The sequence below is a fragment of the Staphylococcus sp. GDY8P120P genome (assembly GCF_017892065.1).
Classification (GTDB): Bacteria; Bacillota; Bacilli; order Staphylococcales; family Staphylococcaceae; genus Staphylococcus; species Staphylococcus nepalensis.
The window spans coordinates 95,520-122,517 of the sequence record NZ_JAESKI010000002.1; the positions used below are offsets into that span (position 1 = coordinate 95,520).

Below are 26,998 nucleotides of genomic sequence, written 5' to 3' on the forward strand. Positions count from 1 at the left end.
TATGAACAAAAATAACGCTGTAGAACAATGGCTTAATCAATTACAATTACACCCGCACCCAGAAGGTGGATATTATAAAGAAGTGATTAAAGAAGTATGGAATGAGGAAAGTTTAAGACCAGCTTACTCAAGTATTTACTTTCTTTTAACACATGATAATATTTCACATTTTCATCGTATAGATGCTGATGAAATTTGGTATTATCATGCAGGCGATTCGCTTACTGTGCATATGATACATCCAGAAGGTAATTATCAACAAGTCACGGTAGGGCCTCATATTGAGAATGGCGATGTTTTACAATTTGTAGTCCCAAAGGGGACGATTTTTGCTTCGTCTATTGAAGGTGGTTCTGGTTATGCGCTCGTGGGATGTATGTGCCATCCTGCATTTGAATTTAATCATTTTGAATTATACAGTAAAGAATGGTTGAATAAAACTTATCCAAATTTAAAAACAATTAACAATCGTTATGCTTTATCACAAAAAGATATAAAACGTTAAATACTTGAAAGAGCGTATGACTCTCACAATCGTTTTGATGTGAAAAAGTCATACGCTCTTTTAGTTTAAGTTATTTTGAAGTGCCAAAAATTTCATTTGCTATTTCAACAATATATGCTAATTTTTTCCATTGGGCGTCTTCAGTTAATTTATTTCCTTCTTCTGTAGAGGCAAAGCCACATTGTGGGCTTAAGCAGATTTGATCTAAATCTATATAGTTCTGTGCTTCTTTCACCCGTTTTAAAATAGTACTTTTATCTTCTAACTCACCTGTTTTTGAAGTGAATAATCCTAATACTGCATAGGAACGCGATTTAGGGAAGAATCTTAAAGGTTCAAAATCACCTGATCGGTTATCATCATATTCCAAGAAAAAACCGTCTAATTGTTCTTTAAATAAATAAGGTGCAATTGGTTCGTACCCTCCTGAGATTGCCCAAGTAGATTGATAATTACCACGACAAATATGTGTTGTAATTAATAGGTCTTCCGGCAATCCTTCTACTGCATCATTAACGACTTTATAAGCAAGTTGACGTGCAATTTCTTTTTCTTCTTCACTTCTGTCTCTACCACGTGTATTTTGTGTTCCAGACGTTAGATTTGCCCAATAGACATCGTCTAGTTGGATATAACGCGCGCCTAATTCATAAAATTTAAGTAAACTATCATGATAAGCTTTTGATACGTCACGTGCAAAGTCATTGATGTCTGGATAGATAGCTTCATTTAAAATATTAGGATGGAACAACTGATTTGGGCTTGGAATAGAAACTTTAGCTGTTGCTCGACCATTCACTTTATCGAATAAAAATTTAAAGTGCTCAAAATGAGGATGGTTTGGGTTGAATTTCACTTTATCAACTACTTTGACATTGTGATTACGAGTTTCAACACCTTCAAATGATAATCCGCGGTCAGATGTATAGCCTTCTACACCGTCTAAATTTTCTAAGAAATCGAAATGCCACCAACTTCTGCGAAATTCGCCATCAGTAATACTATGTAATCCAATTTCTAGCTGTTTTTCTATGATGCGTTCAATTTCTTCATCTTCAATACTTTTTAATGTCTGTGCGTCAATGGCATTGTTCTGGAAATCTTTACGCGCGTCTTTTAAACGTTGCGGGCGCAATAAACTTCCTACATGATCTGCTCTAAATGGTCTTTGAGTCGTTGGCATAATACTATCTCCCTTTTAAAGAATTTTCTGAAAAATATGTATAAAATTTAACAAAATTATCAATGATTGTCAATTTCGCTTTTACACTATGAAATATAGTACAATAAAAATAATTATCTTTTCGATACCAATTTTAAAACTAAATGCAACAAACATAAGATGACATGTAGGATTCAGTTTTATATAATAATGACAAGGAGATGGTGGCAGTGAAAGTAAAATATATTGATAAACGTCACTGGCGTCGCATCGTTGACCGAGAATATACCGAAGTCAAAGTGAATAATAACAAATTCAAAGGTATTATTGGGTTAGTAACTATGAAAAAAGTACGGGAACCGCTAGAAGTCTCGGTTGTAGGACAAAATATTATTGTCGCTGATGATAATTATCAGTGGTTACAAATATTACCTGAAAAAAAACGTTATAGTATCACGGTGATGTTAGACGACAAGGGCAATCCATTAGAGTATTACTTCGATATAAATATAAAAAATGTTACACAAAAGGGCAATGCACGGACTATTGATTTATGTCTAGATGTATTAGTTTTGCCTAATGGTGAATACGAACTTGTTGATGAAGATGACTTGATACGTGCATTAAATCAAGGGCAAATAACAAACAAGCAATACCATGAAGCGTATATTATAGCCCATCAATTGATGATTAAAATTGATACAGACTTTACAACGATGCAAGATAAAATGATGTATTGTTATCATAAAATAAAGCAAAAAGCTAAAAACCAAAAGCAATCGTCTGTGTATAAAAATAAAGCTAAAAGCAAAAAACGTAAAGATTTCACACATAAAGATACGCAGTATAAGAAGTCTGGAAATGATAATAACCATCATTGTGATACTAGCCAAAATAAAAATAAAGCCAATAACAATATAGACTCCAAAAACACTTATACTTCACGATGATTTTTAGGTTATGAGATATAGAAATTAGCTATATGAGTTATGGTATAACCATGTTATAGTAAACACTGCAAGTTTTGAAAAAATCGCATTTAAATAGATTGTTGAAGCGTAACCGGAAAGTCGCCACAAAAGGAAATAAAAATATTGAAGTATTTGCCAAAAATAGGGGGATAATTATGAAGATTGACGATTATCGCTTGTTAACTACATTAGATGAGACAAAAACGCTTAGAAAAGCAGCGGAAATTTTATATATTTCGCAACCGGCAGTAACACAGCGGTTGAAAGCGATAGAAAATGCATTTGGTGTAGATGTATTTATACGTACTAAAAAACAGCTGATAACTACAACAGAAGGCATGATGATAATTGAACATGCACGTGATATGTTAAACAGAGAACGGTTGTTTTTAGATAAAATGCAAGCACATATCGGTGAAGTAAACGGTACGATTTCGATTGGTTGTTCATCTTTAATTGGCCAAACATTGTTACCAGTTGTTTTGAATTTATATACACGACAATTTCCAAATGTAGAAATCCAAGTTCAAGTAGGTTCAAGCGAGCAGATTAAAGCAAACCATAGAGATTACCATGTAATGATTATACGTGGTAATAAAATGATGAATTTGAGTAATACACATTTATTTAATGACGAACATTTTTTCATACATCCTAAAAATCGAAACGATGAAGTTGAGAAAATGCCATTTATCGAGTTTCAAGCTGACCCGATATACATTAATCAAATTAAAGAATGGTACGGTAATCAAATAGGACAAGATTACCATGCGATGATTACAGTTGACCAAGTTGCAACATGTAAAGAAATGTTATTAAATGGTGTTGGCGTTACGATTTTACCTGAGATTATGATGAAACACTTAGATCGGGAACAGTTCGAATTTCAACGTGTAGACATCGATGATAAACCATTAATTCGTTCGACTTATTTGAGTTATGACCCGAGCATGTTACAGTTGCCCCAAGTAGATTCATTTATTAATTTAATGATGGAATATGTAGAGTAATCGTACATGGAAAGTGCTTATCATTATTCGATTATAAATTTAACTTAGCCAGAAGCTAATTGAAATTAATAGGAATAGAGGCTGCTAAATGTTTAGAGAACTATTACATATAAAAAATTATAAATTATTTGTAGTTAATATGATGTTGTTAGGTATGGGGATTGCTATTACAGTGCCATATCTTGTTTTATTCGCTACAAATGATTTAGGTATGACATCTACTCAGTACGGTTTATTGTTAGCGTTAGCCGCAATTAGTCAATTTACTATGAATACAATTGTAGCGCGTTTTTCTGATACACATAGTATCAACAGGAAAGTCATTATCATTACTGCACTTTTTATGGGAGCAATCAGTTTTTCAATTTATTTTTATATTCATGAGATATGGATATTTATAGCAATGTATGCCATCTTTCAAGGATGTTTTGCTCCGGCTATGCCTCAAATGTATGCATCGGCAAGAGAATCCATAAATACTTCTACTTCAAAAGATAGAGCTAAATTTGCCAATGCGGTTTTACGTTCGATGTTTTCATTTGGCTTCTTATTTGGTCCACTAATTGGGGCATTGTTACTAGAGTTTAAAGGATATGCAGGATTATTTAGCGGAACGATAACAATCATTTTAATTACACTTTTATTACAAGTATTTTTCTTTAAAGACATTAAAACGAAGCGTCCAGTTGCTGACAGTACGCATGTAGAAGCGGCTGCACCGAATATGTTACGTGATAAAGTACTATTTGTACCGTTTTTAGCTTTCATTTTATTGCATATTGGTCAATGGATGTATACCTTGAATATGCCATTGTATGTTACCAATTATTTAAAAGAACCAGAGAGCCGCGTGGGCGTTTTAGCAAGTATTTGTGCAGGTTTAGAAGTACCATTTATGGTCATATTAGGCATTTTATCAGCTAAACTTACTACACGAACTTTACTCCTACTAGGTGGACTATTTGGAGGGTTGTTCTACTTTAGTATTGGTGTGTTTAACAGTATTGTAATGATGATTGTAGGACAAGTATTTCTAGCTATTTTCCTAGCTATTTTGTTAGGTTTAGGTATTAGTTACTTCCAAGATATTTTACCTGATTTCCCAGGTTACGCATCTACGCTGTTTGCGAATGCAATGGTAATAGGACAACTATGTGGTAACCTTTTAGGGGGAATTATGAGCCATTGGGTAGGTTTAGGCAATGTGTTTTTTGTTTCTGCGTGTTCTATCTTTTTAGGTATGATATTAATATACTTCACAAAAGAACAAAAATTTACGGAAGAAAGTTTGGAGTAGGTTTTGATGACATTTATTTTATGGTTATTCATTATAGCGTCATTTGTTTTGGCGTTCATCGGGCTTATTAAACCGATTATTCCTTCAGTACTTATATTATGGATAGGTTTTTTGATTTATCAATTTGGTTTTGATAATCAAAACTTATCTTGGGTATTTTATGTATCGATGATTTTGTTTACAGTATTTATTATTATAGCGGACTTTGTTATGAATAAGTATTTTGTAAACAAATTTGGCGGTTCTAAATTAAGTGAATATGCAGCATTAATCGGTGTGGTAATAGGGTGTTTTGTCTTTCCACCTTTTGGAATAATTATTATTCCGTTTGTGGCCGTATTAGCGGTAGAGTTAATACAAGAGCCGAATTTGTCGAAAGCGTTAAAAGCAAGTTTTGGTTCAGTTATAGCGTTTTTAGCAAGTTCTATTGCGCAAGCAATCATTATGGTTATTATGGTTATATGGTTTTTTATCGATGCTTTATTAATCAATTAAACCCAAAAGCTAGTAGTTATATTCAATCATAAACATGTATAAAGTTTATGGTTTGATTTTTAAATAATTACTAGTTTTTTTATTTTGTATTGCTTTTTTGAAGCTTCAGAGGTGGCTATATAGCAATAAATAAAAAAGGTAATTTATGTAAGCGCATTAATATAATGTATTGGAAAAATTTTAAGCAATACGCTTGTTTTCGCTGTGGTTACTTTAGTATAATCACAAACATGTGTAAAAAACGGAAATAGGAAGGGTGTCTTAAATGAAATATCCAATTGCCATATGGATGCTTGCAATCGGTGCTTTTGCAATCGGTATGACAGAGTTTGTAATAATGGGGTTGTTGCCTAATATCGCTCGAGACTTTGACGTTAGTGTTAGCCAAGCAGGGCAGCTGATCACTGGTTATGCTTTAGGCGTTGCAATTGGTGGTCCTATCATTGTGATGTTAACCATTAAATGGAACAGAAAGTACTTATTATTAGCGTTAATGACCATATTTATTATCGGTAATTTTGCAGCGTCATTCAGTCCAAGTTATGGTTTTATGATGACAAGTAGAATTATCACTTCATTAGCTCATGGTTCATTCTTTGGTATAGGCTCAATATTAGCCGCAAGCATGGTTAAGCCTGAAAAACGCGCTAGTGCGATGGCATTAATGTTTATGGGGTTAAGTATGAGTAACATATTAGGTGTGCCATTTGGAACATTAATAGGGCAAAACTTCGGTTGGCCAATGACATTTATTATTATTTCTATCATAGGTGCATTAGCATTAATTGGTATTATTATATTTGTGCCAATGCAAAAAGAAACTGTGAAATCCTCTGTTTTAAATGAATTGAAAATATTAAAAGAAAAACGTTTGTGGCTCACTTTAGCAGTTACACTTTTTGGATTTAGTAGTGTATTTGCATACTTTACTTATATATCAACTGTATTAATTGATGTTTCACATGTACAAGAAAACTTAATTTCTTATCTATTGATTATATTCGGTGTGGGCGTCACATTAGGTAATATTGTAGGTGGGAAACTTGCGGATTGGAATTTGAATAAAGCACTAAAAATTATATTTAGTGTGTTTATCTTATATTTCATCTTACTATACTTTGTCCAAATGAATGGATTGTTGATGGTAGCAGGTATTTTCTTCTTTGGCCTCATAGGTTTCAGTATGAGTCCTTCACTTCAATATAAGAGTACATTAATTTCTCAAGACGCGCCGACACTTGCCAGCACACTCAATCAATCAGCATTTAATTTAGGTAACGCATTAGGTGCATTTATTGGAGGCGTCGTAGTAACGAATTTACCAGTCGCATCACTAAGCTTAGTTGCGCCAATTTTAACGGCTATAGGCCTTATATTCTTATTTATAAATGTTGCAGTAGAAAAGAAAGAAAGCATGACAATGTCTTAATTAAAACATTTATAAAAATTGTGCATGCATTATTTAATGTTAAACACTCCCTTCAATGTAGACACTTAAAAAGTGAGAACTTTGAAGGGGGTGTTTTTGTTATATGGTAATTTATGATAGCTTGTTTATAATATTTAGATTATAAACAAGCATTCGTATCTTTATTAGTGAAGTGATGATCGATATAAAGTGAAGTTGGAATGAAAATGAACGAAATAATGATAAATGTCCAATTATTAATGAGTATATAAGGACCTATGGCCAAAAAAGTTTGGGGTATGAAAAATACGTAAAATATCCCGCATACAGATAGCAAAAGAACTAGATAAGTTAAAAACCATGCCCAATGTGAAGTGCTAAAACAACGTATTTGAACAGTTTTGAACAACATCCAAATAAAGAAAAAGATAATCGCAATACCGACAAATAATGTGATTGGAAAGGTATATAGATATAACCGTTTAGCACCAATAAAAAAACCTGCAAAACCTTTAAGGAAACAAAAGATACCAACAAAAAGCATAATATGTCTTATAATATATTTGAAAATATTTCTTATTGTTTCATTAGGTAAACGTCTAAGTTCTTTCTTAGCATGGGTTTTAGGGTCATGATCAAAAAATTCCATTGCTAGCGCACCATCTTTTTCAGCTTCTAGCAATTGGTTTAATACACGATTTAACATTTTTTCAGAGTCATGTGGATTTACACTTAAATCGGCTCTTACGTATGTCATATAATTTTCAAATGTATCACGATCAGTATTATTTAAACGTAATGCTTTCACATTATTTTCACGCATTAATTTATCAGTAGATTTCATTGTCACTTCACATTCCTTCTTAATATGAAATAGATTGATAAAGCTAATTATGACTAATATAGTAATATAAATCAATAACAGATTTAAAGGAGGCATTATGGAACAATTAAAATTATCAGAACAACGATATCTAAGTGAAATTGCTGAAATTCATGAACAAGAACTCGAGCAACAATATGAAAATTATAAAAAGACAACGATCACTGTTGCTTTACGTAAAGAAATGATTGAACGTGGATTAAAAGCTGAAACGGATATTGTATTAATTGAAAGGGAGCATTCACAATTAATTGCATTTATTTGTGCCAGATATTTGAAACAACAAGAAAAAGTCGTTGTAGAAATACTTTATGTTGCTAAACCGTATCGTCATCAAGGTATAGCCCAATCATTAAAAAAAGAGATTGAATTATGGGCTTATGCTAAAGGTGCAGTTGAGATTGAAAGTACAGTAGCAAACGATAATAGCATCATGCAAGGGCTCAATATAGAACAAGGTTATCATATAAAAAAGGTGATAATGAGTAAAAGATTAACAATAAATAATGAAGATAAAAGTGAAAAATGATAAAATTATATTAATATTAAGACATTAAAAAGGAGTTCTTACATGAAAAAGTGTTTAGCACTCATACTTGCATCAACTGTATTATTTACAGCGTGCGGGCAAAATGACGAAAAAGCATCGCTAGAGAAAGATATTGATAAATTAGAAAAACAAAATAAAGATTTGGAAAAACAGAAAAAAGATTTGGAAAAAGAAAAAGACAAACTTCAAGATAAATCTAAAAATTTAGAAAAAGACATCAGTGCTGAAACATAATTTGTAATTAAATTAAATCAGTTTATAAAATAATAATACTGTATTTCCCAGGAAATGATTGTATTATCGTTTTACTAATTGTTATAATGGGTATCATTAACATAATGAGCATAAATAAAATTGTAAAAGTACATTTAAAATTAAAAGTCTGATTAATGAATGGGACAATTTTTAATTTATTGATTTTGACTTTATGATTCGAAGTTTATAAAGAAGCATTTTTCATAAGGAGAGAGGGAATAACAATGCATGAAAAAGATTTTATTTTATTGGAAGGTCGTTCTATTACACTACCAGAATTAGGTAGAGAAATTGAGCATATAACAGGCAGAGAAATTAAAGACTCAACTGGTGAGATTAAACGTGTTATAGCACATTTACCTAACTTTGAGTCGGATACTGATACGTTTGTTGCTACTTACAAATTAAATCATAGAAATGATTTTATAGACGCAACATTCACTGCGCCAAAAAGCGAACGTGGTCGTTTAAAAGAAGTGGCTGTGAACGTTGAGTTAATTAGTTATATTTCAAGAGCATAAGCAACGCTTGATACATGTAGTAGCGCGATATGAGGATAATCATAACGCGTTACTTTTCTATAGAAATTTATTTTTCAGTTTAGAGGTGTAACATATGACCGTTTATATAGAAACTGAGCGTTTAAGATTACGGGATTGGCAGGCGGAGGATTTACTCCCGTTTCAACAGATGAATGCGAACCACCAAGTGCGTAGATATTTCCCAAGTTTATTGAGTTATAGACGTTCAGAACATGATATGAAAAAAATGAATGAAATCATAAAAAATTATGGTATTGGACTTTTTGCTGTTGAATTAAAAGAAACAAATGGATGGTTAGGTTTTATCGGATTGAATTATGTACCTAAAGAAAGTAAATATTCATTTGATGAATTACCATTTTATGAAATTGGTTGGCGTTTGATACCTGAAGTATGGGGAAATGGTTTGGCTACTGAAGGTGCAGAATCAGTGCTAACATACGCCAAACAACAGGGCATTAACGAAGTTTATGCATTTACTTCTGAAAGCAATGCTGCTTCGCGTAAAGTAATGGAAAAAATAGGTATGGAACGATATGACTATTTTGAATACCCAGAACTAAGTAAATATCATCCACTTAAAAGGCACGTGAGATATTTTAAAGATTTAACAAAAAAGCAAAATAAAGAACAAGACCTTTAAAAAAGGGTTAACTGATTGGTGGTTATAATCAGTTAACCCTCTTTTTAATTATTATGCAAATTTTGTTAGATATTTAATTTGTTTTATTACAAATTTGGTTTTTGATTAGTTTACTCAAGGTGCCTAATGCAAAATCAATGTCTTCAATATTTATATAAGAATAAGAAAAACGAATATAATCTCGCGCGTTTTTATCGTATATTTCACCAGGGTTGATTAAAATATGGTGACGAATAGCTGAATCAAACAGTAATTTCATGTTCAACGGTACATTTAATTTGAACCAAATATAATAAGATCCTTGGGGGACAGTCCAGGTACCAAGTGCTTGAAAATGTTTATTTAAAGCGTCTAAAAATTTATCACGTCGTATTGAAAGCGCTCGATTTAGATGTGTTAAATGTTGCTCATGGTATGCAGGGTTTTTTAACCATTCAGTAGCGACAAATTGTGATAATGAGCTTGCGCCATAATCATTTTGCATTTTTAAATCTGCTAAATGCATCACAACAGATGGCTTGCCTATAATCCATCCTACTCTTAGGCCCGGGCTAACTGTTTTAGATAGACTACTGATGTATAATATATTATCGCTATCTTCTAAAGATTTTAAAGGTTGAGGGCGTTGATGCTCAAACCACAAATCACCATATACATCATCTTCGACAATTGGTATATGTGCCTGTTTACATTGTTGAATTAGCTTATACTTTTCTGCCTGTGTATATGAATTTTGCGTAGGGTTATGTAAAGTTGGTATACAATAGAAGATATTATTTTGATTTTGAGTGTTAACATTAAAAATATTATTAATTTGTTGTTTAATCTTAGAAATTGGTAGAAATTTAAGGTCTGCTCGAATATTATGCCACGTGTGCACTGAATTTATATATGAAGGCGTTTCTATAATAATCTTTGAATGCGGTATTAGCAGTCCATCAGCAATAAGTTTTAACCCTTGCAATGCTCCAGAAATAACACAAATATTATCCTCACTGCATTGAATACCTCTTTTTTTTACGTAATCTACAATAGCGCTTCTTAAATTTAAATTCCCTAAAGGGTGTTCATAATTTGTATTGAGAGGCGTTGTCAGATTCTTGGAAAAGATATTTCGAAATTTTTCGTTTGGAATTAAATCTGGACTAAGTTCTCCTGTACTTAAACGTAATAAACTTTCATCAAACTCTAATTCATTGATTCTTTGTATAAAGTATTGATTGTTCTTTGAGCTGCTATTGTGAATATATTCATGCCAATTCATATTGTGATTAATGTAAGTATTCCATTTACTATTCGACACATATAAACCATCACGTTCTTTACTTTCTAAAACACCATAACTTTGCAATATTTCTAATGATTGAATAACAGTTGAACGATTGACGCCGTAGTGATTAGCTAAATTTCTTTGAGAGGGGAGTTTCATCCCTACTTCTAAATCGCCGTCATGTATTTTTAATAATATATCATCAATAATTCGCTTGTATTTTGGCATGAACATTAAAACTTCTCCTTTGAATGATTGGTGGGTTTTTTAGTTTGTAGCTGGTTGATAAAATCAATTTGAAATTATTGTATCATACTTAATATAGAGGAATAGATTAGAAGATATACCTCAAATATTTAATTCTAATTTGTAGTATACAAATAACTTCTTATAGGCAATATACTAACATTAAGCATGAGTTAAGGGAGAACAGATTATATCAACATATGATTTAAAGATGTAAATAAATTGGTTGGTTAAATAATGTGTTTTGAAGATGATGGTATGATTTTATATTGGAAAGTTGTGTTATTACAAAGAGAAAGGAAGATAGGATGATTCAACCATTAATTCATGGTTTGATTTTAGCCTTTGGTTTGATTTTACCTTTAGGTGCGCAAAATGTATTTGTATTTAATCAAGGAGCAAATCATAAAAGATTAATCAAGGCAATGCCAGTCATTATAACTGCGAGGCTATGTGATACATTTTTAATTGTGTTAGCTGTTTTAGGCGTCTCCGTTATATTATTATCTTTACCGGTATTACAAATTATCATTTATTGCATAGGTTTTGTATTTCTTATTTATATGGCTTGGTCATTGTGGAAAGAACAGCCACAAACACTTGAACATTATTACTCTATGACAGCCCGAAAACAAATAGGGTTCGCAATATCTGTATCATTATTAAATCCACATGCGATAATGGATACGATTGGCGTTATTGGCACCAATGCTGCGTTATATGAAGGTTCGGATAAAGTGTTGTTTACTGTGGCAACGGTAACTATTTCATGGATTTGGTTTATATTTTTGGCAATTGCAGGTAAATTTGTAGGGCATGTTGATAGAACAGGTAAATACATCATAGTATTAAATAAAATTTCAGCCATTATTATCATCATTGTTGCATGTCTCATATTAAAACAATTGTTGAATATATTATTTAGATAATTATAAAAAGAGAGCGGGGAAGGACTACATTTTAAAGAATTCGTCACCCCGCTCTATTATCTTGAATCTTGTGCTATTTATGATTTATTCATATTTTTATACTTTTAATCATATGTTCTAACACCTAATGGTTTATAGTTATGAATGGAGTCAAACAATTCTTTCGGGCTGTCACAAAGTGGGGCAAGTGTTTTGTATTTTTCGTCTATAAAGCCTTCTTGAATCATATGATTAATTAACGATTGTAAAGGTTCGAAAAAACCATTGATATTAAATACAGCAATCGGTTTTTGATGAATACCTATTTGTGCCCAACTATACATTTCAAAAAACTCTTCTAAAGACCCTGCGCCACCTGGTGCCATAACAAATGCATCTGCTAATTCAGCCATTTTATTTTTTCTTTCATGCATAGAATCAACTAAAATAAGTTCACTTAATCTTGTACTGGTGATTTCACGTTCATTTAACATATTCGGCATGACACCAATGGCTGAACCGCCATAGTCTAATACACCGTCTTGAATAGCACCCATGATTCCCACTGAACCTGCGCCAAATATGAGTTCATAACCATTCTCAGCCATATAACGACCTAAATGATATGCTTCTTTCATATAAGAAGCATCTTTACCTTTGCTTGCACCGCAATAAACAGCAATTTTTTTCATATGTCATTCCTCCGTAAATAATGATGATTCATTTATAATAGACAAAAATCTTTGTTCAAATAAAGCGACATCTTCTGATGTGAAAGCAGACGGTCCTTTAGTACGACCGCCACTTTTTCGAAATTGTGCACTCGCATGTCGTTGTTCAAGTAATGTATTGATATTATGTTGATTATAAATAAAACCTTTATGATGCATTACTAATTTGGCTTTATTTAGTAATAAACTTGCAAGACCATAATCTTGTGTAATTACAATATCATTTGGTTGGACCAGCTTAACAATCTTATAATCGACAGCATCTGGTCCATCATCAACGTAAATAATATTGACATGGTCAGGTTGTATAGTGGTAGAAAAGTGACTAAAGCTACGAACGACGGTAACAAAGATGCTTGTCCCTTTAGTCAATTCAATTACTGAATTGGTAACAGGACAAGCATCTCCGTCAATTATGATTTGAGCCATAATGTTTATTTACCTTTTTCTTCATCGTTCTGTTTAACAATACTTTTAGCAACATAATCTTTATATTTTTTGAATTCAGCTAAACGCGCTTTTTTATTTTTTTCACGAGCTTTGTCTTCTTCTTTATGACGTTTGTCTATATTTTTTTGGAGCTTTTTATTCATTTTGTCTGCTTCTTTGCGATTTTCTTTTTCTAATTTTTCGCCTTTTTTCTCAGTTTCTTCGTCAAGTTTTCCTGGTGTCATGCCAACTTTTTCCATATGTTTGTTAGATTTTTTCATTGAATGGATGCGTTGTTTTTCGTTTTCTTGACGTGATTTATCTTCTTCTTTATGACGTTTATCTATATTTTTTTGAAGCGTCTTATTCATTTTATCTGCTTCTTTGCGGTTTTCTTTTTCAAGTTTTTCGCCTTTTTTCTCAATATAGGCAGGATCATGTTCTTTAGCAATACGTTTTAATTCACGTTTTTGTTCAATATTGTGTTTTTTATCAATTACGTAATCTTTAGCATTAGCAGATTTGTCTACCACTGTATCTTTAATTTGAACAGATTTGTTTGCTACTGTTTTTGAAGCTTTAGCAGTTGCATCACTTGCTTTTTTAACATCAGGGTGATCCTTAATACGTTTACGTTCAACGATTAACGGTACTAAAAACACAGGTGCTACTGTGATGATTGTTCTGATTAATTGCTTTTTGTCCATACTCGTTGCCTCCAATAATTTTATACTATCTATTTATTACCCTATGATACATGAAAATAAACGGTAAATATACGGTCTTTCAAGGATTTATTGCTTGGATTATTAAAGGGAAATATTAAAAAAACTATTGAAATTTTTGGTGAATTTCAATAGTTTTTCAAGTATTAATTGGTATTTAATCTCATTTTATTGACCAGAAATACCTTGTCCTATACCAAAGCCAAAGTATAGAATAGCAATAATAATAACCAAAATAATTCTATAGATAGCAAATGGAATGAGTTTTATTTTACTAATCAAGAATAAGAACGTTTTGATTGCAATTAAACCAACAATAAAGGCTGTAATAAAGCCTAATAAGTAAAAACCAAAGTGATCTAATTGTATATATTCAAAGTTTTTGAATAAAGATAATCCACTAGCGGCTAACATCACAGGTACTGCCATAATAAACGTAAAATCGGAAGCTGATTTATGATTCATTTTCATTAAAACGCCTGTAGAAATTGTAGATCCTGATCTACTAAAACCTGGCCACATAGCAATGGCTTGAGATAAACCTATCACAAAAGCTTGGAAATAGTTTATTTGGTCAACCGTTTTAGGGTGAGCTACTCTTTTACTATACACATCGGCAATAATCATATAAATTGCTCCAACAAATAGTCCAACCATAACTGTTGGGACGCTAAATAAATATTTTTCAATAACATCATCGAACAATAAACCTAAAATGCCTGCTGGAATCATACCAACGATAATATGTAACAAGTTTAGACGTTTTGGTTTTTGGCCTATACCGTCGATAGGCTCACCTCTATATTTTCCTATATGTAACATTTCAAAGTAACGTTCACGGAATACCCAAGCTCCTGCGAAAACGGATCCTAGTTGAATGACAATTTTAAAGGTGAATGCGGATTCTGAACCTAAAAATTGAGTTGATTTGAGCCACATATCATCTATAAGAATCATGTGACCAGTCGAAGACACCGGTGCAAACTCAGTTAAGCCTTCAACAATCCCTAAAATGATACCTTTTATTAATTCAATCAATATCATAATTAACCTACTTTCGTATTATGGATTATAATTTATTTATTTTCATTTTATAATAATAGCACATTAAAAATGTAATGTGCTACAGATATATATGAATTTGGACTAAAGGCCGAGAGAAAATAAAAATTTTTAGATTAGCTTAATGTTTATGCGTTTAAATGTCTTAATAAAGCAAGAAAAACATAGAATTATCTACTATAATCCAAAAACTAAATAGGATTGTCAAAAAAGAATGGTTTACATGAATGTAATTTAGGTTTTAATAATAAAATTATAATTATGACAAAAGTATGAATTACATTCATAAAAATACATAAATCAATGAGCGAATTGATTTAATTTTTGTATAATCCCTATATAATATGAACTAGGTGATAATTGTGAAAAGATTAACAAATTTAGCGGTAAAATATAAAACTTATCCTATTTTAATGTTTGTAATCAGTGCATTATTAGCTATTACTGTAGTTATTCAAAATATTGCTATAGCAGAAATTTTAAATGCAATGTTAAGTAATACGCATCAAGATTTGTTAATTTTACTACTGATAACATTAATTATTTTATTAGCAAGAGCGACATTTAATACAATGAATCAAATGATAGGCGATCGTATGTCTACACGAGTAAAATATGATTTGCGCCGTCAATTGATTTTAAATAAATCTTCAGATCCAATCGGTGTTCAAATTAATACACTGACAGAAAATATCGATGGCATCGTACCATTTTTTAATAGTTATTTTCCACAAGTATTCAAATCAATGATGATTCCTTTATTTATCATTATCGCCATGTGTTTTATTCATTTGAATACAGCGTTAATTATGATTGTAACAGCGCCATTTATCCCATTATTTTATATCATTTTTGGACTAAAAACACGCGATGAGTCGAAAGACAAAATGACTTATTTAAATCAATTTAGTCAACAATTTTTAAATAAAATAAAAGGACTTATCACATTAAAACTATTTAATAAAACAAAGACTACCGAACAAGCTTTATACGAAGAAAGTACAACATTTCGAGATTTAACAATGCGTATTTTAAAAAGTGCATTTTTATCGGGTTTAATGTTGGAATTTATTAGTATGTTAGGTATTGGTCTTGTCGCGTTAGAAGCAGGGTTAGGGTTAATTTTATTTCACAATATAGACTTTAAAACTGCAGCTATCGCCATTATTCTAGCTCCAGAATTTTATAATGCAATCAAAGATTTAGGTCAATCTTTTCATACAGGAAAGCAGAGTGAAGGCTCAAGCGACGTTGTGTTTGATTTATTAGATCGACAAGAAACAATTAACAAACGCGAAGTGCCGACCAATATACAGCAAACGCCTTTAATTCAACTTGAGAATGTGGACTATCAATATGAAGGTGCGAAACATCGGGCATTGAAGCATATCAATTTAAATATTTATAATGGAGAGCATATTGCATTAATTGGTCAAAGTGGTGCAGGCAAGTCTACTTTAGCCCAAGTAATCGCGCAACATTTTATACAGCAAACTGGGTCTGTTACTTATCAGAAAAAACAATTGAAAATTGGATTTTTAAGTCAGAGCCCATATATTTTTAATGCGTCCATTCGTGATAATATGACGATGTTTCAAGAGATAGATGATAATCAGATATTTGCAGTCCTTGAAGATGTTGACTTAAAACAACAAGTTAATATTTTAAAAGACGGTATAGATACCTGGATTGGCGAGGGAGGAGAAATGCTATCAGGCGGACAAATGAGAAGAATCGAACTCTCAAGACTGTTATTAATGCGACCTGATGTATTGATTTTTGATGAGCCAGCAACAGGGTTAGACGTGCAAACAGAACAAATCATACAATCAGCAATCAGTAGAAAATTTAAAAATACTACTATTATTACGATAGCTCATAGAGAGAATACAATTAAAAATGCAGATAGACGTATTGTAATTAATCAAGGTACGGTTGAATCTAACAAAGTAACAAACGAAAATGAATATAAAGGTGGTGACATGTGATGAGACCACGTATTCAATTTAAGCTAGATAAAGATTTAATATTATCTATTATTGTTGGCGTATTAGGTAGTTTAACTGCACTCGGTATGTTTTTCTTAAGCGGTTATATGGTAACCCAAAGTGCGCTCGGTGCACCACTATTTGCATTAATGATATTAATCGTAACTGTCAAATTCTTTGGATTTTTAAGAGCTGTTGCAAGATATATTGAACGTCTATTATCGCATAAAACAACATTTACTATGCTTAGAAATGTCAGAGTACAATTTTTTAAACGGATTATACCTGTTGTACCAGATGTTTATAGAAAGTTTAATTCAAGCGATCTTCTTGGTCGTATGGTAGGTAGTGTAGAATCACTGCAAAACATTTATCTAAGAGTCTATTACCCGCCGGTCGTTATAGGTTTAACTGCGTTGATTGCAATGATTGTAACATTTTATTTTTCTTATGTTCATGCAATAATCATATTTTTAAGTATGTTAATAACGTTGGTATTGATACCTTGGCTAAGTGCTAAAAAAGCGCAAACACTAAAAAAACGGGTTAACCACGTACAAGGTCAGTTTTTAAATCAATTTTATGACTATAAAGAAGGATATGAAGAATTAGAGCGTTTCCAACAAACGGCTTTGTATGAACAAAGGGTTTTAAACCAATTAGGTAAATATGAACAAGCTCAAGCAAAAGAGCAACGGTTTTTATCTTTGTATGAATTTAGTTTGAATGTAGTATCAATGATTGCTTTATTTGCTACTTTATCTTTGGGTGTAATACAAGTGCAAAATCACCAATTAGATGTTGTCTATTTGACAAGCATTGTGCTAATGATGCTGACACTATTTGAACAAGCTATACCTATGAGCAATGTTGCATATTACAAGGCAGACACAGATGAAGCTTTAAGTAATATAAATGAAGTTATCGCACATCCAATGAAACAAGGGGACGAGCAATTAGAGTTAACTGCTACTAGCAATAAACCTTTATTAGAAGTTCAAAATGTTAACTTTAAATATTGGAACCAATCCACATATACTTTGCAAGCAGTTCAATTAAATATTCATGAAGGTGAACATGTCGCAGTTATTGGACCTTCAGGTTCAGGAAAGAGTACATTGTTACAATTGATGTTAGGTCTTTATCAAAGTGATAATGGAGCTATTTTAATAAATCAACAAGATGTCACAAACATTTTAGATTCAAATAAATATGATGCCATTAACGCATTATTACAGACACAACAATTATTTGATGGTAAAGTACGTGATAACTTATTTACAGATGAAGAGGATGAGGTAATAAAAGAAGTTTTCGATATATTAGGATTGACGCATATAGACTTAGATAGAAATATTACGCTTTCTGGTAATACATTATCAGGTGGAGAAATTCAACGGCTAGGTATTGCAAGATTACTGTTGAAGGAAGCGCCTATATGGATCCTTGATGAGCCAACGACAGCTTTAGATATTTATCATACGAACCTTGTAATGGAAGAAATTCATAAACAAGCACAAACCTTAATTGTTGCAACTCATGACTTAAGATTATTACCAAAATTTGATAAAATAGCAGTTATGGTCGATGGTGAAATCATTGAATATGGTGATTATCAATCACTATTAGCAAACAAAGGTTATTTATATCAAATGGTAACGATAAATCAATTGTAAATTTAAACTTTAATAGATACTAAAGAAGAGGCTGAGACATTATTAAACGTCTCAGCCTCTTAATCTGATATTGGTATTTGGTGAATCAGTCTAAAAATAAACTAACTTATACCAAGTAGTTCTAATGCAATCCACCAATGTCTTGGCGAGACAGTAAGCAATGCTTCTTTTTCAAAATGCATTGCTGTCCTGTACACCTTATCATCAATCAAATATATTTAGATTATCCAATTTGAGGTAGTTCAACCTAAACATTTAATACTTAGCGTTATTTTGCTTTTTCTTCTGTAAAGGCGTTAATTACTTTAGAAAGTAATCGGTTTAGTTCTTTGTTTTCTTCTGAGCTTAGTGAAGATGCAATTGCTACATCTTGACATGCAGTATCCAATTCAGGACGGATTGCTTCACTTTTATCTGTTAAGTGAATAAATACTTCACGTTGATCGACTTCAGAACGTTCACGTTTGATTAAATCAACTTGCTCCATTCTTTTCAGTAATGGTGATACAGTGCCTGTATCAAGCGCTAATTCAGTAACGACTTTTTTCACGTTAACAGGTGATTCAGCCCATAAGATTGTTAAAACTAAAAACTGTGGATATGTTAGCTTGTATTTTTTAAAGACATTATTTGAGTAGTAGCGATTTACTTGTCTTTGAGCGTTATACAAACTAAAACATAGTTGATCCTTTAAATTAAGTGGTTCAGACATAAAGTTCTCCTCCAGACATTCTATCCGTTTTCTTCCTTCTGTTTCGGATTTGAATCCGTCTAATGTTGTGTAACACTTCCTCAAACATACTTTCGCACTTTGCCATGCTAAAATAAAGTATGTATAAAGTTTAGAAGAAAATCAATATTTTATCAAGTGAAAGATTAATTATAAGAATAATTAAGGTTTTACGCAAACATTTTTAATTACGAAATGAGTGAGTATATGAAAAATATTAAAAATCAAAAAACATCAATTACAGTCATCACAGGGTTTTTAGGAAGTGGCAAAACCACGTTCTTAAGCAAATATATAAAATATTTACAAAAAAACAATGAAAACCCAGCAGTTATCGTAAATGAATACGGTAATTTAGATATTGATAGCCATGCAATAAGCAATGATATTGAGGTTGTGTCCATATTAAATGGTTGCGTATGCTGTGATTTGCAACTAGATTTAATAAAACAATTAAAACATTTTCTTAGCAAAAGTGCAACGCGCCATATAATAATTGAAGCTACAGGTTTGGCACATCCGATTGATATTATTGCAGCATGCCAAGACCCAGAAATTGTTGAACAAGTCAGTCCACCAACGGTGATAGGCTTAGTAGACGGGCCTAGATTCTTAAATCGTGGCCAATATACAAAGCATACAATACAGTTAATGGAAGAGCAATTAGCTGTGTGTCATGCGATTGTTATGAATAAAATGGATCTTATTGACCATAATAAACAGGTAATGGATATGGCAGTAAATGAAATTAACCCTACCGCTTCTAAGTACTTTACCACATACGCGAATTTAAGTATGGATAATATTCATATAACTTCAGACAATAGTGGTGTTAAAGCTAGCACTCATGCACATCATCATGGTATAAATAGTGTAAATTATCATTTTTCTGGTCCGATTAATAGGCAGCTGTTTTATCAATTTATTTTACGCTTACCAGATAATGTTCTAAGATTAAAGGGATATGTAAAGTTTAGAGATATGCCTAATGATATTTATGAGTTTCAATATGCATTTGGTTTGCCTGATTATCAAATTGTAGATGAAGCATTGCCACTCACGCTAGTTATTATTGGTGAGCAATTAGACGAGAATAAGTTACGGAATCAATTGGATATGCTTCAATTCACATAATTTACATCAATGAAATAAAGAAAGGGGTTTGATTTATTATGGATAGAGTAAAGATTAACCAGCATGTATCATTTTCAAATGTAATACAAGGTTTTTGGAGAGCGAAAGATTGGCAGTGGACGCCACAACAGTTAAATCGCTATATTAATGAATTGGTCGAACGTGGTATAACGACGATGGACCATGCAGATATATATGGCAATTATACTTGTGAAGGAATTTTTGGAGAAGCGCTCAAATTATCACCCAATTTACGAAATCATCTTGAGATCGTATCTAAATGTGGCATTATATTGCCTTCAAATAAAATAGAACAAGCAGATGGTCATCGATATGACCACAGCAAAAAGCATATCATACAATCTGTCGAGCGCTCGCTTAAGCAATTACAAATAGAACAATTAGATGCTGTGCTTATTCATAGACCTTCCCCATTAATGGATCCTCATGAAATAACAGAAGCCGTTAAAATTTTAGTGAAAGAAGGGAAAATTAAATCATTTGGTGTATCTAATTTCAATAAATCACAATATGATTTATTGAGTAAATGTTTAGTTTGTGACAAATTGCATATTACTTTAAATCAATTAGAAGTTTCACCTTATACATTAGACGCAATTGAAGATGGAACAATTAATCACATGTATAAAGATGATGTTAAAATGATGTCATGGAGTCCATTAGCTGGAGGAAAGTTATTTGATTTAGAAGATGAAAAAACGGCAAGAATCACAGCGGTGATTTCTCCGTTAGCACAAAAATACCAAGTTACAACAACGGCAATTATTATGGCCTGGTTAAATAAGCATCCAGCATCTATTATGCCTGTGTTTGGAACGCAAAAAATTCACCGTGTCGATGAAGCATTACAAGGTATGGAATTATCGTTGACTGATCAAGAATGGTTTGATATTTATACAGCTTCTTTAGGTCATGATATTCCTTAGTTTTAAAATAGAAGGAGCGTAAATGATGAACAATCAAAACGAACAACATTATAGAAATCAGTTTAAATTTCAACGCAATTTTATTAATTTCCCATTTTTAGGATTCGCGTTGATAATTGCTTTATTAAACATTATCTACCCCGATATTAATGTAATGATGACATTATTTGGTTTGTTTTTCCTATATAATGGAGGGATATTATTTGTTGCATTTATTAAACATTATAAACGCGTAATGGTTTTAGCTGTCATATTAACGCTACTATCTCTAGCATTATTTGGAATGACAATGTATTTATACGCTAAAGCAAACAATTTACTGTAGTACCAAAAAAGTACATGAACTAAATAATCAGGAGGCAATACATGGAGCAATGGATTACACATTTTATGGAGCAATATGGCTATTGGGGGATTGCATTTCTGATATTTTTGGAGAATATCTTTCCGCCTATACCATCAGAAGTTATATTAACCTTTGGTGGTTTTATGACCACACAAGCTAACTTAGGTTTTGTTGGTGTCGCGTTAACATCTACAGTGGGATCCGTTGTTGGGGCTATTGCACTCTATGGTATCGGTGCTTGGATAGGTGAACGCAATTTATATAAAATTGTAGCCCGTTATGGCAAAGTAATACGCGTAAAAGAAAGTGACTTGGATAAAACAATTCAGTGGTTTGAACAATACGGTTATTGGACTATATTTTTCTGTCGTTTCGTCCCCCTTTTAAGAAGTTTGATTTCAATACCAGCAGGCTTAACGCGTATGAATATGCCATTATTTTTATTATTTACTACTATTGGTACGTTGATTTGGAATGTAGTATTAATCTATTTAGGACAAACTGTTGGCAGTAACTGGAAAGCAATCGTGCATTACATGGATATTTATTCTAAAATTATTTATATTGTACTTATTATTTTGATTATTTTTATTATTTGGAAATGGGTAAAGCGTCAAAGAAAATATAAGAAAAAGTAATGATAAGCTCAAAGAAATTGAATGCACCTTTTGACTCTTATTGTGTAATTATTCCACATGCTAGATGTTATAATGATGTATAAATCGAATGCTGAAAGGGATGACATTATGACAAAGCGAAAAATTTCAATTATAGGCGCCGGCAATACGGGCTCAACGTTAGCGTTTCTTATTGCCGAACGTGAATTAGCAGATGTAGTATTGATTGATCAGCCTAAGAATGAAGGGCAAGTCAAAGGTAAAGCTTTAGATATACTAGAAAGTAGTCCTATTTATGGTTTTGATGTAAATGTATTTGGATCAGTAGCTTATTCGGATATAAAAGATTCTGACATCGTTGTTATTACTGCGGGGGTACCACGTAAACCCGGGATGAGTAGAGATGATTTAGTCAAAATTAATGAAAAAGTAATGGAAGAAGTCACAACAGAAATTATTAAATATGCGCCTGACTGTAAAATTGTGGTTCTTACAAACCCAGTTGATGCGATGACGTATACAGTTTTGAAAACATCAGGGTTTTCTAAAAATCGTGTAATAGGGCAGTCTGGCGTTCTAGATACTGCAAGATATCAAACATTTATTGCACAAGCTTTAAGTGTGTCCGTTAAAGATATTAAAGGTTTAGTATTGGGTGGGCATGGAGACACGATGGTTCCACTTGTAAAAGCTACAAATGTTAATGGCGTTCCATTGACTGACCTTTTAGATGAAAGTGTGATTAATGAGATTGTCGAACGCACTCGAAAAGGTGGTGCTGAAATTGTCGAATTACTAGGCACAGGTTCAGCATATTATGCACCTGCCTCAGCGGTATATAGCATGTTGGAAGCTATTTTAAAAGACCAACAGCGTTTACTACCAACCATTGCACTTTTAAATGGTGAATATGGTTTTTCAGATATTTGTTTGGGTGTCCCTGCAATATTAGGAAAAAATGGTATAGAGCATGTACTAGAGCTGACACTTTCAGATGAAGAACAAAACCAGTTACAAACTTCTGCAAATGCTGTACAAGAAGTAAAACAGTCTCTTAAAAATGTATAAGTTTAGCAATCGGATCAATGGTTAATGGGTTAGTGAAGCATTAAAAAGATTGATATTCCGTTCATATAAAACCCCACAGAATGATGAATAAACATTTCTGCGGGGTTTAGTTTATATTATTTTTTCAATTGTCTCTAATTACATTCTGAAAATACATATATATACAGCAACATATTCAAAGAAAGTGAAGATATACATATATTTTAACTTCAGTTTTTCTTGAATAGAGACATGCCAATTAGGGTGACGGCGTTCGTAGTAAAACAATTGTAGATAAAATAAACCTACGCCCAATGGCAAACACATGAGCAAAATACTTTTAGTATAGGAAAACCCTATGTCATGAAGTAAATGCCCAATGATTAACTGAAATACGATGAGTACAATAATTAATATTAAAAGATTGATGGTCATTTTGCACTTCGTACTCCTTTCGCAAACGCATAAATCAATATTTGTAGTAATACGAGTAATGTTATAAAAAGTAAAGCATCGAGGTTTAAGTTATTTGTTACTTCTCTAAATATCCTAAGAGGTTCGTTGATAAGGTAAACAGAGTGTAAACGTAAAAAACGTCCGATGTATATACCAAAACCATTGAGCATCATCATGATTAATATTAATATTCTGTTAAACCAATGAGCACTAGTAAAGTGCTCTATTTCTATAAACATTAAAATTAATAAATATAATGCAAGCAACACGCCTGAAATTAGAAATGTAAAATACATCCATTCAACGATGACTAAACCTTGGTAAAAATTGAAAGTAAATTGATTTAAATGTATTAAATCTGTCACCATGTACAACGTATTAGGAACCATGAATAAAAATATGAGTATAAAGACAATGAATAATGGCCATTCATATTTATATTTAGGTTTAAATAAATTTAAAAGTAAGCACAGTTCAAACGGTATATATGCTAGAAAAAGATTCAATGTCATAAATTGATAAAAATGATTAAAGAAAATAGAAATAATCATTAATATTAGGAATACTGTCCTAGCAATGTAACGGGGGGCCATACTTACACCTACTTTCTTTTTAAATTTATATAAGTGGAATAGGGTAATAATCTAGTTTTATAACCAGAATTTGTTGTTTGTTCAGATATTCACCACTTATACCATATGAGCGTTTAAGCCTTTTATAGTCAATGTTACAAACCATATGAAAACAAAAATTCCCATAAAAGCGCATTGCTCAAGGGAATATGAACACAAAATTTTGAATATGGATATTTATAATACAAGTTCACCTGATAAATTTCAATTATAAACATAGTCTATATGTAATGAAAACGGTTATAATGAAAAGGAGTGAATCAGAAAGCAAAGCATTTAGTTTGGTTTCTTATGATTACTCCCTTTGCATAGGATGACTATATTGCTAAAACTACTAAATAGATGTATTTTTGAAGCCTTATGAAGTGCTAATTTGTCATAAATATTTATATAGTGATGTTTGTATAAACGAGAATAGTTTTTTTACCTCTTAATGCACAAACAGCTATAAATCTAGTAAATTCAAACCGATATGTTCATCGTGTTTACGATTGATATCGAGATTTGTCATTGTAATAACAATTTCTGCCGTGGCAGAAACGACTGCTTTTGTTAAATGACCACTTAAAGTTTCATATTTATCGGTGCCAAATGTTGCATGTAAATGCGCGAATGGCTTTTCGTCTATATGAGAAATATTACCTAACAAGCTAATTAACTCTAAAGGCGCTTTAATTTCTTTTTTCTCATATGACTTAGTTTCTAAATTATAGAAATTTAATTCTACATCATCACAGGCACCTACGCCACTCACTGTGCCAAACTTACCATTTTGTTCACGCGCAATATCCGTCACTGCGTCGACAATATCTTCCCCTTGTTCTAACACTAATACAATTGTTTTGCCATCAACTTGATATACCATTTTGAAACCTCCATTCAAATGATTAACTTTAATTACATTATACAAATAATTATTTATAAGATGTATAATATTGTTTATGAAGTTGAATTTTTCTATTGTGTTTCTATTAGAAAATGTTATAGAATGTTCTAATATTATGCATTCCTCGAATAAGATAACGTAAAACAAAAACAATTTAAAATCTACGAAAGAATGGAGTGAAAAGCGTGAACAAACAATTTTATATTTTATATTTTAATATATTTTTAGTCTTTTTAGGTATAGGTTTGGTTGTACCAGTACTACCAGTATATTTAAAGGATTTAGGTTTAAAAGGTAGTGACTTAGGTATTCTTGTTGCGGTTTTCGCACTAGCGCAAATGATTATTTCGCCTTTTGGTGGTACGCTTGCAGATAAATTAGGGAAAAAATTAATTATTTGTATCGGTCTCGCACTTTTTGCTATTTCAGAATTTTTATTTGCAGCGAGTTACACATTTCCACTATTAATCGTTTCCAGAATTTTAGGTGGTTTCAGTGCTGGTATGGTTATGCCAGGGGTTACTGGTATGATTGCAGATATTTCTTTAGGAAAAGACAAAGCAAAGAATTTTGGTTATATGTCAGCCATTATTAATTCTGGTTTCATTTTAGGTCCTGGTCTAGGTGGTTTACTAGCTGAATTTTCACATAGATTACCATTCTATGTAGCAGGTACAAGTGGTGTGATTGCACTCATATTATCAGTTACATTAATTAAAAATCCTAAACATGAGACACAAGATGGCTTTACTCAATATCAACCGGAATTACTTTCTAAAATAAATTGGAAAGTGTTTCTTACTCCGGTCATTTTGACGCTCGTATTAGCGTTTGGTTTGTCAGCGTTTGAAACGTTATTCCCATTATATACAGCGGACAAGGCACATTATTCACCTATAGATATTTCACTTGCAATTACAGGTGGAGGTATCTTTGGGGCACTCTTCCAAGTGTTTTTCTTTGATAAGTTTATGAAATATTTTGAAGAGCTTACATTTATTACGTATGCTTTGCTTTATTCTGCTATAATATTACTCGCATTGACATTGATGCATAGTTACTGGTCAATTATGGTCATTAGCTTTGTTGTATTTATAGGTTTTGATATGATTCGACCAGCTATTACAAATTATTTTTCTAATATAGCTGGCAACCGACAAGGATTTGCTGGTGGGCTAAACTCTACATTTACAAGTATGGGAAATTTCATCGGTCCTTTAGTCGCGGGTAGTTTATATGATGTGAACTTTGAATTTCCATTATATATGGCAATATTAGTAATGTTTATAGGTATGATAGTAATATTTGTTGAAAAAATAATTCAAAAGAGGACAAAAAAGTCTTAACTGGATATAACTTAACATTGTGAAAGTTTTTGATAACGAATAAAATGTATGGGTCAGTCTAAAAGTATTTAAATAAGAGTTGGAAATATCTTTTAAAATGA

Annotated in this window: 30 protein-coding genes; 19 read left to right on the top strand and 11 right to left on the bottom strand. The window is 31.9% G+C overall.

Annotation, left to right across the window (positions count from 1 at the left end):
- The first annotated feature begins 1 nt into the window (after window position 1).
- Window positions 2-505, top strand: coding sequence for a cupin domain-containing protein (locus tag KA900_RS00795; RefSeq protein ID WP_096810765.1), 504 nt, complete (start codon window positions 2-4; stop codon window positions 503-505).
- A gap of 70 nt (window positions 506-575) precedes the next feature.
- On the opposite strand, the gene KA900_RS00800 is transcribed toward KA900_RS00795, so the two are convergent.
- Window positions 576-1,688 (bottom strand): 5-methyltetrahydropteroyltriglutamate--homocysteine S-methyltransferase, encoded by a 1,113-nt coding sequence (locus KA900_RS00800; protein ID WP_103373332.1) that lies wholly within the window; start codon window positions 1,686-1,688, stop codon window positions 576-578.
- A gap of 209 nt (window positions 1,689-1,897) precedes the next feature.
- Here KA900_RS00800 and KA900_RS00805 point away from each other — a divergent pair, with 209 nt between their 5' ends.
- The 5 genes from KA900_RS00805 to KA900_RS00825 all read left to right on the top strand — a co-directional run bounded on the left by KA900_RS00805 (window position 1,898) and on the right by KA900_RS00825 (window position 6,869).
- On the top strand, window positions 1,898-2,617 hold the full coding sequence (locus KA900_RS00805; RefSeq protein ID WP_119488124.1) for a ribonuclease FAU-1 family protein: 720 nt from the start codon (window positions 1,898-1,900) through the stop codon (window positions 2,615-2,617).
- A gap of 176 nt (window positions 2,618-2,793) precedes the next feature.
- Complete coding sequence (locus KA900_RS00810) at window positions 2,794-3,648, top strand: LysR family transcriptional regulator (protein ID WP_096810762.1); 855 nt, start codon at window positions 2,794-2,796, stop codon at window positions 3,646-3,648.
- An 88-nt stretch (window positions 3,649-3,736) separates the two neighbouring features.
- The gene (locus KA900_RS00815) at window positions 3,737-4,945 is read left to right on the top strand and encodes a sugar efflux transporter (protein WP_096823929.1); all 1,209 of its coding nucleotides are present in this window, start codon (window positions 3,737-3,739) and stop codon (window positions 4,943-4,945) included.
- Between the two features lie 6 nt (window positions 4,946-4,951).
- A complete protein-coding gene (locus KA900_RS00820; protein WP_096810760.1) occupies window positions 4,952-5,440 on the top strand; it encodes a DUF456 domain-containing protein in 489 nt (162 codons plus the stop codon).
- A gap of 265 nt (window positions 5,441-5,705) precedes the next feature.
- A complete protein-coding gene (locus KA900_RS00825) occupies window positions 5,706-6,869 on the top strand; it encodes an MFS transporter (protein ID WP_096810759.1) in 1,164 nt (387 codons plus the stop codon).
- A 139-nt stretch (window positions 6,870-7,008) separates the two neighbouring features.
- On the opposite strand, the gene KA900_RS00830 is transcribed toward KA900_RS00825, so the two are convergent.
- The gene (locus KA900_RS00830; RefSeq protein ID WP_115342529.1) at window positions 7,009-7,692 is read right to left on the bottom strand and encodes a DUF1129 family protein; all 684 of its coding nucleotides are present in this window, start codon (window positions 7,690-7,692) and stop codon (window positions 7,009-7,011) included.
- A 97-nt stretch (window positions 7,693-7,789) separates the two neighbouring features.
- On the opposite strand from KA900_RS00830, the gene KA900_RS00835 reads away from it, so the two are divergent.
- From KA900_RS00835 to KA900_RS00850, 4 genes are all read left to right on the top strand, one after another.
- Complete coding sequence (locus KA900_RS00835; RefSeq protein ID WP_096810758.1) at window positions 7,790-8,260, top strand: GNAT family N-acetyltransferase; 471 nt, start codon at window positions 7,790-7,792, stop codon at window positions 8,258-8,260.
- Between the two features lie 42 nt (window positions 8,261-8,302).
- Complete coding sequence (locus tag KA900_RS00840; protein WP_096810757.1) at window positions 8,303-8,515, top strand: SA0632 family lipoprotein; 213 nt, start codon at window positions 8,303-8,305, stop codon at window positions 8,513-8,515.
- Between the two features lie 245 nt (window positions 8,516-8,760).
- The gene (locus tag KA900_RS00845) at window positions 8,761-9,057 is read left to right on the top strand and encodes a hypothetical protein (protein ID WP_096810756.1); all 297 of its coding nucleotides are present in this window, start codon (window positions 8,761-8,763) and stop codon (window positions 9,055-9,057) included.
- A gap of 94 nt (window positions 9,058-9,151) precedes the next feature.
- Window positions 9,152-9,721, top strand: a complete 570-nt coding sequence (locus tag KA900_RS00850) for a GNAT family N-acetyltransferase (RefSeq protein WP_096810755.1) — start codon at window positions 9,152-9,154, stop codon at window positions 9,719-9,721.
- A gap of 73 nt (window positions 9,722-9,794) precedes the next feature.
- Here KA900_RS00850 and KA900_RS00855 read toward each other — a convergent pair whose 3' ends face one another.
- Window positions 9,795-11,225, bottom strand: coding sequence for an aminotransferase-like domain-containing protein (locus tag KA900_RS00855; RefSeq protein WP_107644260.1), 1,431 nt, complete (start codon window positions 11,223-11,225; stop codon window positions 9,795-9,797).
- A 320-nt stretch (window positions 11,226-11,545) separates the two neighbouring features.
- Here KA900_RS00855 and KA900_RS00860 point away from each other — a divergent pair, with 320 nt between their 5' ends.
- Window positions 11,546-12,166 carry a LysE/ArgO family amino acid transporter gene (locus KA900_RS00860; protein ID WP_119488127.1) on the top strand — a complete coding sequence of 207 codons (621 nt, stop codon included), beginning with the start codon at window positions 11,546-11,548 and terminating at the stop codon, window positions 12,164-12,166.
- Window positions 12,167-12,270: 104 nt separating this feature from the next.
- Here KA900_RS00860 and KA900_RS00865 read toward each other — a convergent pair whose 3' ends face one another.
- The 4 genes from KA900_RS00865 to KA900_RS00880 all read right to left on the bottom strand — a co-directional run bounded on the left by KA900_RS00865 (window position 12,271) and on the right by KA900_RS00880 (window position 15,074).
- Window positions 12,271-12,837 (bottom strand): LOG family protein, encoded by a 567-nt coding sequence (locus KA900_RS00865; RefSeq protein WP_096810752.1) that lies wholly within the window; start codon window positions 12,835-12,837, stop codon window positions 12,271-12,273.
- A 3-nt stretch (window positions 12,838-12,840) separates the two neighbouring features.
- Window positions 12,841-13,305: a YaiI/YqxD family protein gene (locus KA900_RS00870; protein WP_096810751.1), complete on the bottom strand. Its 465-nt coding sequence runs from the start codon at window positions 13,303-13,305 to the stop codon at window positions 12,841-12,843.
- A gap of 5 nt (window positions 13,306-13,310) precedes the next feature.
- Window positions 13,311-14,012, bottom strand: a complete 702-nt coding sequence (locus KA900_RS00875) for a hypothetical protein (protein WP_103373337.1) — start codon at window positions 14,010-14,012, stop codon at window positions 13,311-13,313.
- A gap of 186 nt (window positions 14,013-14,198) precedes the next feature.
- Entirely contained in the window at window positions 14,199-15,074 is an 876-nt protein-coding gene (locus KA900_RS00880) for an undecaprenyl-diphosphate phosphatase (protein ID WP_096810749.1), read from the bottom strand.
- Window positions 15,075-15,454: 380 nt separating this feature from the next.
- Here KA900_RS00880 and KA900_RS00885 point away from each other — a divergent pair, with 380 nt between their 5' ends.
- Both KA900_RS00885 and cydC read left to right on the top strand, forming a co-directional pair.
- Window positions 15,455-17,080, top strand: coding sequence for an ABC transporter ATP-binding protein/permease (locus KA900_RS00885; protein ID WP_096810748.1), 1,626 nt, complete (start codon window positions 15,455-15,457; stop codon window positions 17,078-17,080).
- Window positions 17,080-18,756 carry a thiol reductant ABC exporter subunit CydC gene (cydC, locus tag KA900_RS00890; RefSeq protein ID WP_103372723.1) on the top strand — a complete coding sequence of 559 codons (1,677 nt, stop codon included), beginning with the start codon at window positions 17,080-17,082 and terminating at the stop codon, window positions 18,754-18,756. The genes KA900_RS00885 and cydC overlap by 1 nt, the downstream gene beginning before the upstream one ends.
- 268 nt (window positions 18,757-19,024) lie before the next feature.
- Here the strand turns inward: cydC and mgrA are convergent, their stop codons facing one another.
- A complete protein-coding gene (gene mgrA / locus KA900_RS00895; RefSeq protein WP_096810746.1) occupies window positions 19,025-19,468 on the bottom strand; it encodes a global transcriptional regulator MgrA in 444 nt (147 codons plus the stop codon).
- A gap of 225 nt (window positions 19,469-19,693) precedes the next feature.
- On the opposite strand from mgrA, the gene KA900_RS00900 reads away from it, so the two are divergent.
- The 5 genes from KA900_RS00900 to mdh all read left to right on the top strand — a co-directional run bounded on the left by KA900_RS00900 (window position 19,694) and on the right by mdh (window position 23,598).
- Window positions 19,694-20,620, top strand: a complete 927-nt coding sequence (locus KA900_RS00900; protein WP_107644057.1) for a CobW family GTP-binding protein — start codon at window positions 19,694-19,696, stop codon at window positions 20,618-20,620.
- Window positions 20,621-20,658: 38 nt separating this feature from the next.
- The gene (locus tag KA900_RS00905) at window positions 20,659-21,567 is read left to right on the top strand and encodes an aldo/keto reductase (protein WP_096810744.1); all 909 of its coding nucleotides are present in this window, start codon (window positions 20,659-20,661) and stop codon (window positions 21,565-21,567) included.
- A 25-nt stretch (window positions 21,568-21,592) separates the two neighbouring features.
- Entirely contained in the window at window positions 21,593-21,892 is a 300-nt protein-coding gene (locus KA900_RS00910; protein WP_096810743.1) for a hypothetical protein, read from the top strand.
- Between the two features lie 41 nt (window positions 21,893-21,933).
- Window positions 21,934-22,551, top strand: a complete 618-nt coding sequence (locus KA900_RS00915) for a DedA family protein (protein ID WP_096810742.1) — start codon at window positions 21,934-21,936, stop codon at window positions 22,549-22,551.
- 108 nt (window positions 22,552-22,659) lie between these two features.
- Window positions 22,660-23,598 (top strand): malate dehydrogenase, encoded by a 939-nt coding sequence (mdh, locus tag KA900_RS00920; RefSeq protein ID WP_096810741.1) that lies wholly within the window; start codon window positions 22,660-22,662, stop codon window positions 23,596-23,598.
- 138 nt (window positions 23,599-23,736) lie between these two features.
- Here mdh and KA900_RS14730 read toward each other — a convergent pair whose 3' ends face one another.
- The 3 genes from KA900_RS14730 to KA900_RS00930 all read right to left on the bottom strand — a co-directional run bounded on the left by KA900_RS14730 (window position 23,737) and on the right by KA900_RS00930 (window position 25,530).
- A complete protein-coding gene (locus KA900_RS14730; protein WP_096810740.1) occupies window positions 23,737-24,012 on the bottom strand; it encodes a hypothetical protein in 276 nt (91 codons plus the stop codon).
- Window positions 24,009-24,626: a DUF1361 domain-containing protein gene (locus KA900_RS00925; RefSeq protein WP_096810739.1), complete on the bottom strand. Its 618-nt coding sequence runs from the start codon at window positions 24,624-24,626 to the stop codon at window positions 24,009-24,011. Before KA900_RS00925 ends, KA900_RS14730 begins: the two co-directional genes overlap by 4 nt.
- A 484-nt stretch (window positions 24,627-25,110) precedes the next feature.
- Window positions 25,111-25,530, bottom strand: coding sequence for a PPC domain-containing DNA-binding protein (locus KA900_RS00930; protein ID WP_096810738.1), 420 nt, complete (start codon window positions 25,528-25,530; stop codon window positions 25,111-25,113).
- Between the two features lie 206 nt (window positions 25,531-25,736).
- Here KA900_RS00930 and norA point away from each other — a divergent pair, with 206 nt between their 5' ends.
- On the top strand, window positions 25,737-26,897 hold the full coding sequence (gene norA / locus KA900_RS00935; RefSeq protein WP_096810737.1) for a multidrug efflux MFS transporter NorA: 1,161 nt from the start codon (window positions 25,737-25,739) through the stop codon (window positions 26,895-26,897).
- The last annotated feature ends 101 nt before the right edge of the window (window positions 26,898-26,998 follow it).

Excerpts from the sequence above, each read along its gene's own strand:
- KA900_RS00810 (WP_096810762.1), top strand. The coding sequence starts at position 2,794 with ATGAAGATTGACGATTATCGCTTGTTAACTACATTAGATGAGACAAAA.
- KA900_RS00835 (WP_096810758.1), top strand. The coding sequence starts at position 7,790 with ATGGAACAATTAAAATTATCAGAACAACGATATCTAAGTGAAATTGCT.
- KA900_RS00825 (WP_096810759.1), top strand. The coding sequence starts at position 5,706 with ATGAAATATCCAATTGCCATATGGATGCTTGCAATCGGTGCTTTTGCA.
- KA900_RS00820 (WP_096810760.1), top strand. The coding sequence starts at position 4,952 with ATGACATTTATTTTATGGTTATTCATTATAGCGTCATTTGTTTTGGCG.
- mgrA (WP_096810746.1), bottom strand. The coding sequence starts at position 19,468 with ATGTCTGAACCACTTAATTTAAAGGATCAACTATGTTTTAGTTTGTAT.
- KA900_RS00900 (WP_107644057.1), top strand. The coding sequence starts at position 19,694 with ATGAAAAATATTAAAAATCAAAAAACATCAATTACAGTCATCACAGGG.
- KA900_RS00830 (WP_115342529.1), bottom strand. The coding sequence starts at position 7,692 with ATGAAATCTACTGATAAATTAATGCGTGAAAATAATGTGAAAGCATTA.
- KA900_RS00925 (WP_096810739.1), bottom strand. The coding sequence starts at position 24,626 with ATGGCCCCCCGTTACATTGCTAGGACAGTATTCCTAATATTAATGATT.
- KA900_RS00800 (WP_103373332.1), bottom strand. The coding sequence starts at position 1,688 with ATGCCAACGACTCAAAGACCATTTAGAGCAGATCATGTAGGAAGTTTA.
- KA900_RS00840 (WP_096810757.1), top strand. The coding sequence starts at position 8,303 with ATGAAAAAGTGTTTAGCACTCATACTTGCATCAACTGTATTATTTACA.
- KA900_RS00870 (WP_096810751.1), bottom strand. The coding sequence starts at position 13,305 with ATGGCTCAAATCATAATTGACGGAGATGCTTGTCCTGTTACCAATTCA.
- KA900_RS00815 (WP_096823929.1), top strand. The coding sequence starts at position 3,737 with ATGTTTAGAGAACTATTACATATAAAAAATTATAAATTATTTGTAGTT.
- cydC (WP_103372723.1), top strand. The coding sequence starts at position 17,080 with ATGAGACCACGTATTCAATTTAAGCTAGATAAAGATTTAATATTATCT.
- KA900_RS00855 (WP_107644260.1), bottom strand. The coding sequence starts at position 11,225 with ATGTTCATGCCAAAATACAAGCGAATTATTGATGATATATTATTAAAA.
- mdh (WP_096810741.1), top strand. The coding sequence starts at position 22,660 with ATGACAAAGCGAAAAATTTCAATTATAGGCGCCGGCAATACGGGCTCA.
- KA900_RS00930 (WP_096810738.1), bottom strand. The coding sequence starts at position 25,530 with ATGGTATATCAAGTTGATGGCAAAACAATTGTATTAGTGTTAGAACAA.
- KA900_RS00865 (WP_096810752.1), bottom strand. The coding sequence starts at position 12,837 with ATGAAAAAAATTGCTGTTTATTGCGGTGCAAGCAAAGGTAAAGATGCT.
- KA900_RS00850 (WP_096810755.1), top strand. The coding sequence starts at position 9,152 with ATGACCGTTTATATAGAAACTGAGCGTTTAAGATTACGGGATTGGCAG.
- KA900_RS14730 (WP_096810740.1), bottom strand. The coding sequence starts at position 24,012 with ATGACCATCAATCTTTTAATATTAATTATTGTACTCATCGTATTTCAG.
- KA900_RS00880 (WP_096810749.1), bottom strand. The coding sequence starts at position 15,074 with ATGATATTGATTGAATTAATAAAAGGTATCATTTTAGGGATTGTTGAA.
- KA900_RS00910 (WP_096810743.1), top strand. The coding sequence starts at position 21,593 with ATGAACAATCAAAACGAACAACATTATAGAAATCAGTTTAAATTTCAA.
- KA900_RS00845 (WP_096810756.1), top strand. The coding sequence starts at position 8,761 with ATGCATGAAAAAGATTTTATTTTATTGGAAGGTCGTTCTATTACACTA.
- KA900_RS00875 (WP_103373337.1), bottom strand. The coding sequence starts at position 14,012 with ATGGACAAAAAGCAATTAATCAGAACAATCATCACAGTAGCACCTGTG.
- KA900_RS00915 (WP_096810742.1), top strand. The coding sequence starts at position 21,934 with ATGGAGCAATGGATTACACATTTTATGGAGCAATATGGCTATTGGGGG.
- KA900_RS00795 (WP_096810765.1), top strand. The coding sequence starts at position 2 with ATGAACAAAAATAACGCTGTAGAACAATGGCTTAATCAATTACAATTA.
- KA900_RS00860 (WP_119488127.1), top strand. The coding sequence starts at position 11,546 with ATGATTCAACCATTAATTCATGGTTTGATTTTAGCCTTTGGTTTGATT.
- KA900_RS00905 (WP_096810744.1), top strand. The coding sequence starts at position 20,659 with ATGGATAGAGTAAAGATTAACCAGCATGTATCATTTTCAAATGTAATA.